This window comes from Mycobacterium sp. TH-M11 (assembly GCF_057473725.1).
The window spans coordinates 1-14295 of sequence record NZ_JBYCLD010000259.1 but is presented as its reverse complement, the minus strand read 5'-3'; the positions used below and the strand labels follow the sequence as shown (position 1 = coordinate 14295).

Genomic DNA, 14295 nt, shown 5'->3' with positions numbered 1-14295 from the left:
CCCGAATTCTGGCCAGCCACGTCGGTGATCGGGAAGTTCGGCATCGGCGGCGGCGACGGCGTGTTCGGCAGCGACGGGATCTGCGAGGCCGGAATGTCGTGCAACGCGTTGGCCGGCGGTCCGTTCTCCCGCGACCCGTAAACGCTGCCCGGAGCCCGCGGCCCGAGCAGTTGGCTGACCGTCACCAGGTGGTAGTTGTTGGCCTTCAGCACCGGGATGAACTGCTCGACGAGGTCGACCGTGCTGGAGTACGTGTCGTGCAGCAGCACCACCGAGCCCGGCTTGATCTGGGTCATCAACACCTGCCGGGTGGCCGCGGTGTTGGAATCATTGATCCAGTCGAAAGGGATCACGTCCCAAAGGATTCCCGCCAGACCGGCTTTGGCGGCCTGCTCGTTGACGGCCGGATCGGTCAACCCGCCCGGCGGACGCCATAGCTTCGGCGTCACCCCGGTGGCCGCGACAATCGCGTCGTTGGCCCGGGAGAACTGGCTGGGCACGTCGGCGGCGGGCAGCGTCGTCATGTTGGGGTGTTCCCAGGTGTGGTTGCCCAGTTCCATGCCCGCCTCGACGACCCGCTTGGCACCGGCCGGGTTGGCCGCGACCTTGTTGCCGATCTCGAAGAACGTTGCCTTGGCGTTGTTGGCCGTCAGGATGCCCAGCAACCGGTCGGTAAACGGAGTCGGCCCGTCGTCGAACGTCAGCGCCACGCACTTGACCTGTGCGCAGTCAACGGCGTCGTTGGCGTGGGCGAACCGGATGTGTCCGGTGAGCACTCCGCCCACGACGATCGCCGCGGCTGCCGCGACGCCGCCGACGGTACGCAGGTACCGCCATGTCTGGCTGTCGGGTCGCTTCGGCACGCCCGGAGTTTACCGGTCCCGATTAGATCGGGGCGCCGCTGATTTCTTCGAGCATCTCGGTCACCAGCGCCGCGATCGGCGACCGCTCGCTGCGATGCAGGGTGATGTGCGCGAACAGCGGGTGCCCTTTGAGCTTTTCGACGACCGCCGCGACCCCGTCGTGGCGACCGACCCGCAGGTTGTCGCGCTGGGCTACGTCGTGGGTGAGCACCACCCGCGATCCCGTCCCCAGCCGTGACAGCACGGTCAGCAGCACGTTGCGTTCCAGCGACTGCGCCTCGTCGACGATCACGAAGGAGTCGTGCAGCGAGCGACCCCGGATGTGGGTCAGCGGCAGCACCTCGAGCATCCCGCGGGACAGCACTTCCTCGAGCACCGCCGGGCTGGCCAGTCCTTCGAGGGTGTCGAAGACGGCCTGAGCCCACGGACCCATTTTGTCGCTCTCGCTGCCGGGCAGATAGCCGAGTTCCTGGCCGCCGACCGCGTACAGCGGCCGGAACACGACCACCTTGCGCTGGGTGCGCCGTTCCAATACGGCCTCCAGGCCGGCGCACAGTGCGAGCGCCGACTTGCCGGTGCCGGCCTTGCCGCCCAGCGACACGATGCCCACCGACTCGTCGAGCAGCAGATCCAGGGCCACCCGCTGTTCGGCGGAGCGGCCGCGCAGTCCGAAACTTTCCCGGTCGCCGCGGACCAACTGGACCTTCTTGTGCGCGTTCACCCGGCCGAGAGCGTGCGAACTGCCGGCCAGCAGCCGAATACCGGTGTGGCACGGCAGGTCTCGTGCACCCTCCAGGTCGACCTCGCCGTCGGCGAACAATACGTCGATGTCATCGGCGCTGGTTTCCAGCTCCGTCATGCCGGTCCAGCCGGACACCACGACGTCCTGCGCGTGGTACTCGTCGGCGGCCAGGCCCACTGCGCCCGCTTTGACGCGCAGCGGAATGTCTTTGCTTACCAGTGTGACCCGCTTGCCTTCGGCCGCGAGATTGGCCGCGCAGCACAGGATGCGGGAGTCGTTGGTGTCGGTGCGGAACCCGGCCGGCAACACCGACTGATCGCTGTGATTCAGTTCGACATGCAGCGTTCCGCCCTGTGCCCCAACCGGAATCGGCTTATCCAGGCGGCCGTGCTGGATGCGGAGATCGTCGAACAGGCGCAATGCTTGGCGGGCGAACCAGCCCAGCTCGTGATGATGGCGCTTGGCCTCCAGCTCGCTGATCACCACCAGCGGAACCACGACTTCGTGCTCGGCGAAGCGGGAGCACGCCCACGGATCGGACAACAACACCGACGTGTCGAGCACGTAGGTCCTGATGGAGTCCTGGGAAACCGCTGCAGAATCAGTCACGAGCGCTCCTGAAAACTCATCGCCCGGTTCGCCGCCGCATGCGGGTGGAGTCCCCACCGCCACCCATGCGCACGAGACGTTCCCACCGGGCTGGATGCCCGTGCGGCCCGCACGGACGAATCGGCGGGGGCCGCGGCGCAAGGACCGGGGCCGGCGGTCCTTTCGAAGTCGAGTCGAGAGGCGCCGCCCGGATAGCAGAGCATGTCGCTAGCCATCGATTGCGACGGTACCCGCGTTGGCGCATCCGCGCCGCGCAGGCGCGCCGGAAGGCCCCGCCGGCGAAACAAGCTCCGTGGCTAGCCGACGACGTACTGGCGCAACAAAGGCTCGCCGGCCACGCCCCAGGCGGTGATGCGGTCGGAAATGACACGCTTGAGTTGGTCGGGCCCGAAAATGCCTGCCTCGGCGACAATTCGCACCTTGTCGGCGTAGGCGTCGATATCGGCGCCGACGACGTCGATCTCTGCCGCGCGCGCAGCAATGGCCGCGATCGTCTCCTCGCGGGTGTAGGTGAGCAGATGCGCCACCAGGTTCGCGAAAAACTCCTCGTGCCGCGTTTCGTCGCGCGCGATGTGGGTGATGAGTCCGGCCAGCACCGGCTCCTCGATCTGCGCTGCCAGGTTGTTGCAGTACAGGGCGTGCGCACCCTCGAAGAGCGCCATGAACACCAGCGTCTCGATCTTCGAGTAGTGGTCGGCGCGATAGCCCTTCTCCGCCACATGCTGAAAGCGCACGTTTTCGTTGGCGGTGGGGTCGACCTCGCGGGTCACCACTAAGTACTCGCGCAGCGCGATCGCGTGTAGGTGCTCCTCGGCCGTCCACCGGCCGATCCACTGGCCCCAGTTGTTCTCGAGGATGAAGTGCTCGACGAACTCGCGGTGGTAGCCGGCCAAGTTGTCCTTGGTGATCAGCAGGATCTCGCACGCGTCGGTGATGGTTTTCGGCAAGCTCACCTGCGAGGGATCCCAGTCGCGTCCCCCGAGGAAGGCAAAGTTCTCGCCTTGGTCGAACGGCACGAAGTCGTGGGCGAACCAGATCTGCTCGGTCGCGAGGTGGCGATCGATGTTCTCGCCCACCACGGGCTCGAGTTCGAGCATCAACGCGTCAGCAACAGGTTTGACTGCCATAAAAGTAACTATAACCCGCGTACACAGTTATCGTGAAATCCGACGTGGCTGCGCGTCGCCCGGTTAAACGAGCGACCAGTCTTCCAGGCCGTCATACAGCGGGAATTCCCTGGCCAGCCGGGTGACACGGTCGCGCAGCGACGACACTTGACCGTCGGAGGCGGAGGTTCCCGCAGCCAGCGCGGTGGCGATGATGTCGGCGACCTCAGCGAATTCAGTGTCACCGAAGCCGCGGGTTGCCAACGCCGGGGTGCCGACCCGCAGCCCGGACGTGACCATCGGGGGCCGCGGGTCGTTGGGAACCGCGTTGCGGTTGACGGTGATACCGACGTCATGCAGCAGGTCCTCGGCGGCCTGACCGTCCAGCGGCGAGTCGCGCAGGTCGACGAGCACCAGGTGCACGTCGGTTCCGCCGCTGACCACCGAGACGCCGGCCTTGGCGACGTCGGCCGCCAGCAGTCGATCGGCGATGATCCGGGCGCCGGACAGCGTGCGCTGCTGGCGTTCGACGAACTCCGGAGTGCCGGCGATCTTCAGCGCCACCGCCTTGGCCGCGATCACATGCATCAACGGCCCGCCCTGCTGGCCGGGGAACACCGCGGAATTGACCGACTTCGCGTACTCCTGCTTGCCCATGATCAACCCGGACCGCGGGCCGCCCAGCGTCTTGTGCACGGTGGTGGAGACGACGTCGGCGTGCGGCACCGGCGACGGGTGCAGGCCGGCGGCAACCAGGCCGGCGAAGTGCGCCATGTCCACCCAGAGCTTCGCGCCGACCTCGTCGGCGATTGAGGAGAACGCGGCGAAGTCCAGCGTGCGCGGGTACGCCGACCAACCCGCGACGATCACCTTCGGCCGGAATTCCAGCGCTTGCGCGCGCACGGCGTCCATATCGATCAGATGGCTGGTGGCGTCGACGCCGTAGAAGGCATTCTCGTAGAGCTTGCCGGAGAAGTTGAGCTTCATCCCGTGGGTGAGGTGACCGCCGTTGGCCAGGTCAAGGCCCAGCAGCCGCTCCCCCGGCGACATCAGCGCGTGCAGCACCGCGGCGTTGGCCTGAGCACCCGAGTGCGGTTGGACGTTGGCGAAATCTGCGCCAAACAGCGCCTTGGCCCGGTCGCGGGCGATGTTCTCCACGACGTCGACGTACTCGCAGCCGCCGTAGTAGCGGCGCCCCGGCAGACCTTCGGCGTATTTGTTGGTCAACACGCTGCCCTGGGCCTGCAGCACCGCGCGCGGCACGAAGTTCTCCGAGGCGATCATCTCCAGCGTGTCGCGCTGGCGGCCCAGCTCCTTGCCCAGCAGTTCGGCGATGTCGGGGTCGACGTCGGCCAAGGGCGCGGACATCAAGGACGAGGTGGTACGGGCGTCGGGTGCGGCAGTCACGCCCACCAGTCTAAACGGGCAGCCCAGACGGGACGAACGGCTCGTCGACGCCGCCGAGCGTGCATCCAGTCCGAAAATCCGTCGGCGGATTCGCACTCAGTGCACGCTCGGCGAACCTCACGCGGGCAGCCCAGACGGGACGAACGGCTCGTCGAGCAACCGACCGAACCGCTCGACGAGGCTGACGTCGGTGGGGCGATCATCGAGCCAGCCGCGCAGCAGCCGATAACCCTCGACGTAGGTGCTGGTGTAGGCACGCCACAACGGCGACGACAGAAACCGCAGCATCTGCCGGGCCCGGGTGTCGTTGACCAGCAGCCAGCGCCGGAGAAACTCCGCCACCTCGTCGGCGTCGCGGTGTTCGTCGTGCAGCATCAACGCGGCGTCCTGACGCACACCGGCCAGCGCCGCGGACGCCTCGGCCACCGCTTCGGCGCGCGCGCCGTCGAATCGCAGGCCCAGATCGGCGTAAATCTCGCCTGCCCAACTCCCCCAGCCCGAGCCGATCGCCGCATACAGGGCCAGGTCGGCCAGCCCCTCGGCCATCAGACACTGCGGGGTGTTGACCAGGAAGATGGTTTGCTCGGCTTGACCCTTGCGGTTGACCAGGCCGGCCTCTTTGCGGCAGTGCTCGGTGTGGTGCCCGGGGTAGGACTCGTGGGCCACCAGTCGCGGAAGGTTGGACATCAGCTGTTTGAGGTCGGCGTTGACTGCCACCGTCGAGCGGTAGTCGCCCAGGTAGTAGTTGAAGCCCGACCACGGCTTGTCGGTCACCACCTGGTACTCGACGGTCTCGGTGTCCGGCAGCGGATAGTCAGCGCGGACCCGATCGCGCAGCGCGCTGGAGAATGCCTCGATGCAGGTCGCCAACCGCTCGGGCGGGATCTCCTCGCCGACCCGATGCGCTTCCATCCGGTCGGCCAGCGGACCGCTGCCGCCGAGCGCGTCGTCGAGGCGGGCGTGCGCCTGGCGATAGGTTTCGGTGTCGCCCTTGGCGATGCGCACGTCGAAGTAGGCGTGCACCTCGTCGACGAACCCGATGTCGGCGCCGGCGAACTTGCGGGCCGCGCATTCCAGCGCCCGCAGGTGGGCACCCACGTAGTCGGCGCGCTGCTGATCAAATCCGTTGCGCCGTGGCACGTCCGGCAAGGCCTCGATCAGCCGCCGGGCCTGGCGGACCAGGTCGGCCGCGTCGGGTGCGGGCTCGGCGGCCACCGTCTGGCGCAGCGCCGGGTCACCGGTGAAAGCGTCGACGTAGCCCGCTTCGATCCGGTCGAAGCGCAAACCGAGGAGCAGGTACTCGCGGATCAGCGCGGTAGCGTCGGTGGCGGAACGCACGCCCTTAACGCTATCTCGTCGTCAGAACGGGTACTCGACTCGCGGTCCCGTGCCGCCGGCCACCGGCGGCTTACCGATAAACGATCGACGGAGTAGACAATTTATGACCACAAGCAACTTGGCCGCATTGCTGGCCTTGGGAGCCGCGCTGTGCGTCGCGGTCGGCGACGTCCTCCAACAGCGCGCCGCGCACCGAATTACCGACAGATCTCTCAGCAACCGTCGGTTGCTGGTGACGCTGCTGGGCAATCGGCGCTGGCGGGTGGGTGTCACGCTGATCCTGCTGAGCATCGGGTTGCAAGCGGCGGCGCTGGGCCACGGCTCGGTGCTGTTGGTACAGGCATTGCTGGTCCTTTCGCTGCTTTTCGCATTGCCTGTCAGCGCGCGGCTGTCCGACCGCACGGTGACGGCTCGGGAATGGATCTGGGCGGCCGTACTGACTGCTGCGGTGATCGTGATCGTCACGGTCGGCAACCCACAGGCCGGTCATTCGCGCGCACCTGCGCACGCCTGGGTTGCGGTGGCGGCGGTGCTGGGACCGCTGCTGATCGGCTGCGTCGTGACCGCCCGAATCTGGGGTGGCACCGTCGCTGCAGTGATGTACGCCTTCGTCTCGGGCTCGCTCTGGGGCGTCTTTGCGGTGCTGACCAAAGAAGTCGTCTCCCGACTCGGTGACGACGGGTGGACGGTGGCCCGGGAGCCACAGCTGTACGCCTGGCTGCTGGTCGCGATCGGCGGCTTCGCCTGGGAGCAGTCGGCGTTCCGCGCCGGCGCCCTGACCGCATCGATGCCGACGTTGCAGGTGTCCCAGCCCGTGGTGGCGGCCGCACTGGGGGTTGCCGTCCTCGGCGAGTCGCTCCGAACGGGCCGGATCGGGTTGATCGCGCTGGCAGGTGCAGCGGCGGTGATGACGGCAGCCACCGTCGAACTCGCGCGCATGGACGCCGTCGCCACAACTCACCGGGTCAAGGCGCGACGCTCCATCAGGCGGTCGACCGATCGGGTTCATTGCCCCAGCCGCTGACGGCGCGCCAACGGCTGCAAGACTGATTGCCATGCCGCGGCCCAGCGAGCCGAGCCCCTATGTGGAGTTCGATCGACGTCAGTGGCGCGCACTCCGTATGTCGACGCCGCAGCCGCTGACCGAAGAAGAAGTCGTCGGCCTGCGCGGTATCGGCGAGCAGGTCAACCTGCGCGAGGTCGAAGAGGTCTACCTGCCGCTGGCGCGGCTCCTGCACCTTCAGGTCGCGGCCCGCCAGGGACTGTTCGCCGCCACCGCCGAGTTCCTCGGTGAGCCACAGCAGAATCCCGACCGGCCGGTGCCGTTCATCATCGGTGTGGCCGGCAGCGTAGCGGTCGGCAAGTCGACAACCGCACGTGTGCTGCAGGCGCTGCTGGCCCGCTGGGATCACCACCCGCGCGTGGATCTGGTGACCACCGACGGATTCCTCTACCCCAACGCCGAGTTGGCCCGTCGAAACTTGATGCACCGCAAAGGTTTTCCGGAGAGCTACGACCGGCGGGCGCTGATGCGCTTCGTCACGTCGGTGAAATCGGGCTCGGATTACGTGTGCGCGCCGGTGTACTCACATCTGCACTACGACCGGGTGCCGGACGCCAAGCAGGTGGTCCGCCATCCCGACATCCTGATCCTGGAAGGCCTCAACGTCCTGCAGACCGGACCGACGCTGATGGTGTCGGACCTGTTCGATTTCTCGCTCTACGTGGACGGGCGGATCGAGGACATCGAGCAGTGGTACATCTCGCGGTTCCTGGCGATGCGCTCGACGTCGTTCGCCAACCCCGCGTCGCACTTCCACCACTATGCGGGGCTGACCGACCAGCAGGCCGAGGTCGCGGCCCGCGACATCTGGCGTTCGATCAACCGGCCCAACCTGATCGAGAACATCCTGCCGACCCGCCCACGGGCCACGCTGGTGCTGCGCAAGGACGCCGACCATTCGATCAACCGGTTGCGATTGCGCAAGCTGTAAGGCCTCCTGCGGATGACCTGCAACCAGTTCAGTTCGACTGCCCGTGCGGCTTCCCACACGGAGGCCGGATCTCGGGGTACCCGTCAACCGCGCTGCGGTGACCTGCGGATGCAGGGCCATTGGTCGCGCGGACATACCGCCGAAATACCTGAGGTGATGGAATGAACGAAGTAATCGTGACCGGCAGCGGTGCGTTGACGACGACGATAGTCGAAGAACTCAAAAATGCCGGAGCTGCCGTTGCCAGGCTCGACCACACGCAGGTTGACACCGAGGGCGACCTCGCCGATGCCGGGATCGCGCATGCGCGTGCCGTGGTCTGCGCCGGAGACGACGAAGCCAGCAATCTCGAGATCGCCTTGCTGGCAAGGAAGGCGAACCCCGACATACACGTCGTGGCACGACTGGGCAACGACGTGCTGCGTGAAGCGCTGAGCGATGGCCACGGCCCAGGTGCGATACTCGACGTCGCCGACCTCGCGGCGCCGTCGATCGTCAAAGCGTGTCTGGCCGACGCGGTGCACATCGTCAAGGCGGCCGGGGCGCAGTTCATCATCTCCGGCAATGAAGCGCCGCGGGACGGCACGTTGCGAGAACTGTACGGCGATGTCAGACCGGTGGCAGTGACGCACGGTGAGAACTCCCCCACTCCCGGCGAGGTGGACGTTTGCCCAGGCCCCGACCACAGAGTGCGCGCCAGCGACTGGACGGTGCTGCTGGCTACCAGCGACGAGGCGGACACCCAAGGTCTGGCCCTTGCGGACCCAAGCCAGCCTACGTCGTCGTTCCAACGACGAGTGCGTCGAGCAGTCAATGCCTTCCGCGCCCTCGTCAACGACCTGAACCCCGCTTTCTTTCCGGTGCTGGCCGGCGTGCTGGTGTTGACAATCGTTTCCACAATGGTCTTGCGGCTAGGCTACCGGCACCCGCGAATGAATTGGATCGACGCGTTGTATTTCACCGTCGAAACCGTCAGCACCACCGGCTACGGCGACTTTGCCTTCGTAAGCCAACCAGCATGGCTGCGGCTGTTCGCGATCGGGATGATGTTCGGGGGAGCAAGCATCGTCGCGTTGCTGGTGGCCTTCGTCGCCGACTTACTGCTGTCGCGCCGCTTCTTCGTCACCGCCCAACGTGCCGCGGTGAGTGTCTTGCAGGATCACGTCGTCGTTGTCGGATTGGGCACGCTCGGGATTCGTGTGGTCAGCGACTTGAGCGCCGCCGGTTACGCTGTCGCCGCGATCGAACGCGACGAGGGCAACCGATTTTTGGCGACGGCGCGTGATCTCAACGTTCCCGTGATATTCGGCGACGCCACCCTGTCGCAGACGTTGCACGCGGCGCGGGTGGAGCACGCTCGGGCGGTGGCGATGCTGACCGGCGACGACATGGCGAACATTGAGACCGGCATTGTGGCAGCTCACATGCTCGACCGCCAGTTGGTGCCGACCGTTCGAAAGCCGGACGTTCCGCTGGTGATGCGGGTCTCGGATCGGGCGATGGGCGTCGCACTGGCGCAGCGATTCGGCTTCGTCAACACCCGGTCGACCATCGAACTCGCCGCACCCTGGTTCGTCGGTGCTGCAATGGGCCTGCAGGTGCTGGACACGTTCTCGGTGGGGCAGCTGTCCTTCGTGGTCGGCGCGATGCACGTGACGAGCAACAGTGACTTCGACGGCGTGCCCCTGGCCGCCTTGTCCGCCCCCATTCGGGTCATCGCGATCACTCAGACCGATGGGCTGCCTATCTTGCACCCGCCGGGCGATATCCGCCTCAAACCGGGCGACACCATCTATCTCTTGGGCCCATATCGGGAGCTGCTGAACACATTAAGCAAGGGGCAGTGTCCCTGAGCACTCAGTCGAACTGACCGACCAGCCGAACCGGCCGGCATGAGCGGCCATCGGGCGGCGTGCCGGCGTTCGCACGACGGGGTGAAGCCCGCTAAGAGCCGCGACGCCTCAGAACGGCGGTCACGAAATTGCGAAACCTGCGCGGCCGCCGGGCACAGGCCGATGCGGGGACGCCCACCGCAACCTCTGACGGCGGCGCCCCGCACCGGCGGGACGGGAGTCACGCCGACAGTCGGCGCACTCCGAGGTATTGCAGGTAGCCCATCAGCGCGAAGTAGCCGCTGGTGGCGAACATCGCGGCGACTCCGGCGTCAGTCAGCGGCAGGACCCCCACGGCCAGCACGACGAGCGTCGCCACCGTCAACGCGACATTGCCGGCGATCAAGCCGCGGCCCACCCGGCGCAGATCGGGTGCCGCCGCGAGGGCGTACACCGCCAGGCCGGCGAGCGCGAGCAACGCGCCGCCGCTGAATTCGGCGACAGAACTGAGGCCGGTCAACGTGGCGAGCGGGTCCGCCAGCACCGCGATGAAAAGGCCGGCCGCGCCGCTCAGCGTCGCGTCGAGCCGCATGGCGAAGCGCAGCAGCGAGTCGGTCGAGTCGTCGAAGGGCCGGGCGGCCAATGGAGTAACAGCGGTCATGTCGGAACTCCTTGCGATATCCGGGTGGAACACCTCTGAGCCTGCCGACCAGCGACTGCCAGATCGACACTCGGCGCTGCCAGGCACTGCCATCTGCTGGTCAACGGCGTGATCCACACCAGGTATTCCGTTGCTAGCTGACCTAAAGTCTCATTGCCCGGCGATGTTGCCCAGCAGCACGCAGGCGCGGGCGATCGCGTTCTTGTCCTCGGGGCTGAGCGCCCCGAGTTGGGCATCCAGCCAGGCGTGGCGGTGAACGCGGGCGGCGAGAGCGATTTCGTCGCCTTCAGGAGTGGTGCTGAACAGCACCTTCCGACGATCGTTCGGGTCGGGAGTGCGAATCGCGTAGCCGGCAGAGGTGAGCCGGTTGACGTTCTGACTCATCGAGGCAGGAGCGACTTGGTCGTATTCGCTGAGCTGGGTGAGAGTCTGCGGTCCGTGCTTGTGCAGCCTGGTCAGAACCTCGAGAGCTTTGTCTCCGAGGCTGCCTTCTGGACGTTCACTGCGAAATCTGCGGTAGAGCCGCCACACCGTTGATCGCACGTGAACGCCGAGGCCCGACTCGTCGAGCTCTCCGGTTGCATCTGTCTCCACGATTCGTTAGTGTACCTACAAGATGGTCTTTAGGTTACCTAAAAGATGGCCAGCCTCACGAATCAGATCGGAGCAAGACATGACGTCCACCAACTCATCGAGATATGACGGTGATTCCTGGAACCTCGCATCGAGCGTCGGTGTGACCGCGACGATGGTGGCGGCCGCCCGCGCGATGGCGACCCGCGCGGAGCGTCCGCTGATCAACGACCCGTTCGCCGAACCGCTGGTCCGGGCGGTCGGCGTCGACCTGCTCACCCGGCTGGCCACCGGCGATCTCGACCCGGCCGAATTGGGCGATGTCGCCGACGGGGCGCGCCTGGCCGACATGGCGACGGCTCGCACCAAGTTCTACGACGAGTTCTTCCTGGAAGCGACGAACGCGGGTATCGAACAAGTCGTGATTCTGGCTTCAGGACTGGATTCCCGGGCTTACCGGTTGACGTGGCCTGCATGGACGGTGGTCTACGAGGTGGACCAACCGGAGGTCATCGAGTTCAAGACTCGGGTGCTGGCCGAGTGCGGCGCGGCACCGGCCACCGAACTGCGGGTGGCTCCGGCTGATCTGCGTGACGATTGGCCCGCCGCGCTTCGCAGCGCCGGTTTCGACCCGAACCAGCCGACCGCCTGGAGCGCCGAGGGCTTGCTCGGCTACCTCCCGCCCGAGGCGCAGGACCGCCTGCTGGACACCATCACCGAACTGAGCGCACCGGGCAGCCGCCTGGCCACCGGGAGCGAGACCAATTCCGGGCCGGACGACGAGCGAGACCTCAAGCAGCGCATGCAACGCATCTCGGACCGCTGGCGAGTGCACGGCTTCGATCCCGACATGGCCAACCTGGTCTACTTCGGCGAGCGTCACGAGGTGGCCCCTTATCTCGCCGACCGTGGTTGGGATGTGACCACCCGGACCGCCCACGACCTGTTCGCGGCCTGCGGGCTCGCGCCATTCGACGGCGAAGACGCCCGGATGGGCGACCACGTCTACGTCAGCGGGACCCTCGACACAAACGCGGAATAAGGAAATGACCATGCTCGGCCTCCTAGGCCGCGCGCTGCGCAACCGCCGCGTCGGACACCACACCCTGGTCTGGGCCCATCCGGACCTGTATGCGCCGGAGAACTTCGCCCTCACCAGCCCCGCCTTCGCCCACGGCGCTTCGATCCCGGAGCGGCATCGCGGTCGACTATTCGGCGCCAACATTTCACCGGCAATTGCCTGGACGACACCGCCGGCCGGGGCCGTAGAACTCGTGCTCATCGTGCAAGACCCTGACGTACCGTTTGGCAAGGCCAGCACCCACGGCCTGACCGTCGGCATCGACCCGTCATGGCCGGGCATCTCCGAGAATGGGCTCAGCAGTCCCAGTCCGACTCCGGGGTTCAAACACGGAAAGGCCGCCCTTGGCCGTCGCGGCTGGGCCGGCCCGTTGCCCATCCCCTCGCACGGACCGCACTCCTACGTGTTCCAGCTTTTCGCCCTCGACCATCGAACGGAGCTGGGTGACACCTTCGGCCTCGCTGATGTCCTCCGGGCGATGACCGGACACGTCGTCGCGCGCGCCCGACTCGACGGCACCTACGAAATCCCGTAAGCAGCCTTCTGGCCCGCTAACTGGAGACGGCCACCCGGCCGCGCAGATCGGCGGCGATCAGCCTGGCCGCGGCGTTCTGCCAGTTATGCAGCGAGCGCTGCGGCACCTCGGTGACCAACCACTGCCACGCCTGACGCGCGGTCGGATCCAGCCCCGCGGCGGTGGCGTTCTGGGCGTAGGCGCGCACACCGACGACGTAGGGGAAATACAGCGAGTTGTAGTGGCGCCACTGCTCGCTGGTGCCGAAGTCGCCGCCGTCGCGCGGTTTGAGCGCCGCAATCCGGTCGGCCAGCAGCGCCTTGAGTTCGATGGCCCGCTCCAGCGGCTGATCGGGTGCGCCACGGGCGGCCAGCCGCTCGTCGATGCAGGGCAGTGCGGTCAACGGGTTGGCGACCAGCTTGGACAAGTCACCGTAGTGGCCCAGGGCGCGACGGGTCAGCCGGGCGAACGTCTCGTCGTCGACGCCGTCGAGCGGATCGGCCAACCGCAGCGGCAGCGCGGACTGCGTGCGCCGCAACGCTTCTCGATCGGCACGCAACAGTGGCGATCGGGAGAACACCAGCCGGTCCAACAGCCCGGCCAGCGGGTCGGCCAGCACCTGAACGGGCAGTGCGATCGCCAGGCTGGTGAACAGCAGTACGGTCAGCGCGGTCTGCGTCGTGGTCTGCCGGGAGGTCACCGCGAGGCCGATCAACACCTGACCGCCGAGCAGCGTCGCGATTGCACCGGTGCCGGTGAACGAGCGCAGCATATCGGCACGCAGTGCCTGACCCTCGTCGAACGCGTCCCACAGCGCCACCGCCACACCGAGCCCCAGCACGTCGCAGCCCGTCGAGGCCAGCGCCAGCCAACTCGGCACCAGACCCAGCGGCATGATCAGGATCGCGTTGGCCAGCGCGAAGAACAACGTCGCCGTGATCACCAGCCCGACCAGCGGGATCTTCCGGGTCCGTCGCCGCAACGTAACGACCATCGCGCCCAACGTCGACACCGAGATCACGATGCTCATCACCACGTGGCCGACCCGCAGCGGGCCCTCGACCGTGCCGGCCATTGCCGCGCCGGCCAAGGTGAGCACGCCGGCGCCACCGACCAGCAGCACCTCGATGGTGCGGCCGCGCCCGTTGTCGTCCGCGCGGGCGATCTCCAGGAGCACCGCGAACCAGGCCACACCCGGCACGGCGACCAGATAGATCTCGACGTGGCCCAGCAACGCCGAGTGGGTCACCAGCCGCACCGCATCAAGCGCCACCGCCACCGCGAAGCTGCACAAACCCAGCGCCGCCAGCACGAGCACCGGCTTGCGCGGATCTCTACCCAGCAGGTACAGCCCCAGCCACCAGCTGACGCAAAACACCAAGGCCGATAGCGCAGCCATGCCTTTCAGTGTGGCACTGTGCCGACGGCGGCGACCCGCCGCACCCGGCTCACGCCGCGCTCGCGATCGCCGGGTCAGGCGCCGTAGCGGCGATGCCGCTGGCTGTAATCGCGCAGCGCGCGCAGGAAGTCGACCCGGCGGAATGCGGGCCAGTGCGCCTCGGTGAACCACATCTC

General features: G+C 67.1%; 14 protein-coding genes. 5 read left to right on the top strand and 9 right to left on the bottom strand.

The annotated features are described in order from the left end of the window. The 5 genes from AC2VOG_RS10730 to AC2VOG_RS10710 all read right to left on the bottom strand — a co-directional run. A partial coding sequence (locus AC2VOG_RS10730) for a polysaccharide deacetylase family protein (protein WP_486939874.1) occupies positions 1–863 on the bottom strand: 863 nt, incomplete at its 3' end. Positions 864–885: 22 nt separating this feature from the next. After that, a complete protein-coding gene (phoH2, locus tag AC2VOG_RS10725; protein ID WP_486939877.1) occupies positions 886–2181 on the bottom strand; it encodes an RNA 5'-3' helicase PhoH2 in 1296 nt (431 codons plus the stop codon). Between the two features lie 329 nt (positions 2182–2510). Next, complete coding sequence (locus AC2VOG_RS10720; protein WP_486939873.1) at positions 2511–3341, bottom strand: acyl-ACP desaturase; 831 nt, start codon at positions 3339–3341, stop codon at positions 2511–2513. A 63-nt stretch (positions 3342–3404) separates the two neighbouring features. Next, positions 3405–4688, bottom strand: a complete 1284-nt coding sequence (gene glyA, locus AC2VOG_RS10715; protein WP_486939876.1) for a serine hydroxymethyltransferase — start codon at positions 4686–4688, stop codon at positions 3405–3407. 156 nt (positions 4689–4844) lie between these two features. Further along, complete coding sequence (locus tag AC2VOG_RS10710; protein ID WP_486939872.1) at positions 4845–6065, bottom strand: DUF885 domain-containing protein; 1221 nt, start codon at positions 6063–6065, stop codon at positions 4845–4847. A gap of 103 nt (positions 6066–6168) precedes the next feature. Between AC2VOG_RS10710 and AC2VOG_RS10705 the strand changes: the two genes are divergently transcribed. From AC2VOG_RS10705 to AC2VOG_RS10695, 3 genes are all read left to right on the top strand, one after another. Further along, the gene (locus tag AC2VOG_RS10705; protein WP_486939871.1) at positions 6169–7089 is read left to right on the top strand and encodes a DMT family transporter; all 921 of its coding nucleotides are present in this window, start codon (positions 6169–6171) and stop codon (positions 7087–7089) included. Positions 7090–7120: 31 nt separating this feature from the next. Then, on the top strand, positions 7121–8059 hold the full coding sequence (gene coaA, locus AC2VOG_RS10700) for a type I pantothenate kinase (RefSeq protein WP_486939870.1): 939 nt from the start codon (positions 7121–7123) through the stop codon (positions 8057–8059). A 161-nt stretch (positions 8060–8220) separates the two neighbouring features. Beyond that, positions 8221–9912 carry an NAD-binding protein gene (locus tag AC2VOG_RS10695; protein WP_486939869.1) on the top strand — a complete coding sequence of 564 codons (1692 nt, stop codon included), beginning with the start codon at positions 8221–8223 and terminating at the stop codon, positions 9910–9912. A 220-nt stretch (positions 9913–10132) separates the two neighbouring features. Here AC2VOG_RS10695 and AC2VOG_RS10690 read toward each other — a convergent pair whose 3' ends face one another. Both AC2VOG_RS10690 and AC2VOG_RS10685 read right to left on the bottom strand, forming a co-directional pair. Then, entirely contained in the window at positions 10133–10552 is a 420-nt protein-coding gene (locus tag AC2VOG_RS10690) for a hypothetical protein (protein ID WP_486939868.1), read from the bottom strand. Positions 10553–10702: 150 nt separating this feature from the next. After that, on the bottom strand, positions 10703–11146 hold the full coding sequence (locus AC2VOG_RS10685; protein ID WP_486939867.1) for a MarR family winged helix-turn-helix transcriptional regulator: 444 nt from the start codon (positions 11144–11146) through the stop codon (positions 10703–10705). A 79-nt stretch (positions 11147–11225) separates the two neighbouring features. Between AC2VOG_RS10685 and AC2VOG_RS10680 the strand changes: the two genes are divergently transcribed. Together AC2VOG_RS10680 and AC2VOG_RS10675 are read left to right on the top strand one after the other, a co-directional pair. Beyond that, positions 11226–12167, top strand: coding sequence for an SAM-dependent methyltransferase (locus AC2VOG_RS10680; RefSeq protein WP_486939866.1), 942 nt, complete (start codon positions 11226–11228; stop codon positions 12165–12167). Positions 12168–12177: 10 nt separating this feature from the next. Continuing rightward, on the top strand, positions 12178–12741 hold the full coding sequence (locus AC2VOG_RS10675) for a YbhB/YbcL family Raf kinase inhibitor-like protein (RefSeq protein ID WP_486939865.1): 564 nt from the start codon (positions 12178–12180) through the stop codon (positions 12739–12741). Between the two features lie 16 nt (positions 12742–12757). On the opposite strand, the gene AC2VOG_RS10670 is transcribed toward AC2VOG_RS10675, so the two are convergent. Both AC2VOG_RS10670 and AC2VOG_RS10665 read right to left on the bottom strand, forming a co-directional pair. Then, positions 12758–14119, bottom strand: a complete 1362-nt coding sequence (locus AC2VOG_RS10670) for a hypothetical protein (protein WP_486939864.1) — start codon at positions 14117–14119, stop codon at positions 12758–12760. Positions 14120–14193: 74 nt separating this feature from the next. Next, positions 14194–14295, bottom strand: a 102-nt coding sequence (locus AC2VOG_RS10665) for an undecaprenyl diphosphate synthase family protein (RefSeq protein ID WP_486939875.1), incomplete at its 5' end; no start/stop codon positions are given.

Coding starts and splice junctions, on each gene's coding strand:
- coaA (WP_486939870.1), top strand. CDS start 7,121: ATGCCGCGGCCCAGCGAGCCGAGCCCCTATGTGGAGTTCGATCGACGT.
- AC2VOG_RS10705 (WP_486939871.1), top strand. CDS start 6,169: ATGACCACAAGCAACTTGGCCGCATTGCTGGCCTTGGGAGCCGCGCTG.
- AC2VOG_RS10720 (WP_486939873.1), bottom strand. CDS start 3,341: ATGGCAGTCAAACCTGTTGCTGACGCGTTGATGCTCGAACTCGAGCCC.
- AC2VOG_RS10690 (WP_486939868.1), bottom strand. CDS start 10,552: ATGACCGCTGTTACTCCATTGGCCGCCCGGCCCTTCGACGACTCGACC.
- AC2VOG_RS10670 (WP_486939864.1), bottom strand. CDS start 14,119: ATGGCTGCGCTATCGGCCTTGGTGTTTTGCGTCAGCTGGTGGCTGGGG.
- glyA (WP_486939876.1), bottom strand. CDS start 4,688: ATGTCCGCGCCCTTGGCCGACGTCGACCCCGACATCGCCGAACTGCTG.
- AC2VOG_RS10680 (WP_486939866.1), top strand. CDS start 11,226: ATGACGTCCACCAACTCATCGAGATATGACGGTGATTCCTGGAACCTC.
- AC2VOG_RS10675 (WP_486939865.1), top strand. CDS start 12,178: ATGCTCGGCCTCCTAGGCCGCGCGCTGCGCAACCGCCGCGTCGGACAC.
- AC2VOG_RS10695 (WP_486939869.1), top strand. CDS start 8,221: ATGAACGAAGTAATCGTGACCGGCAGCGGTGCGTTGACGACGACGATA.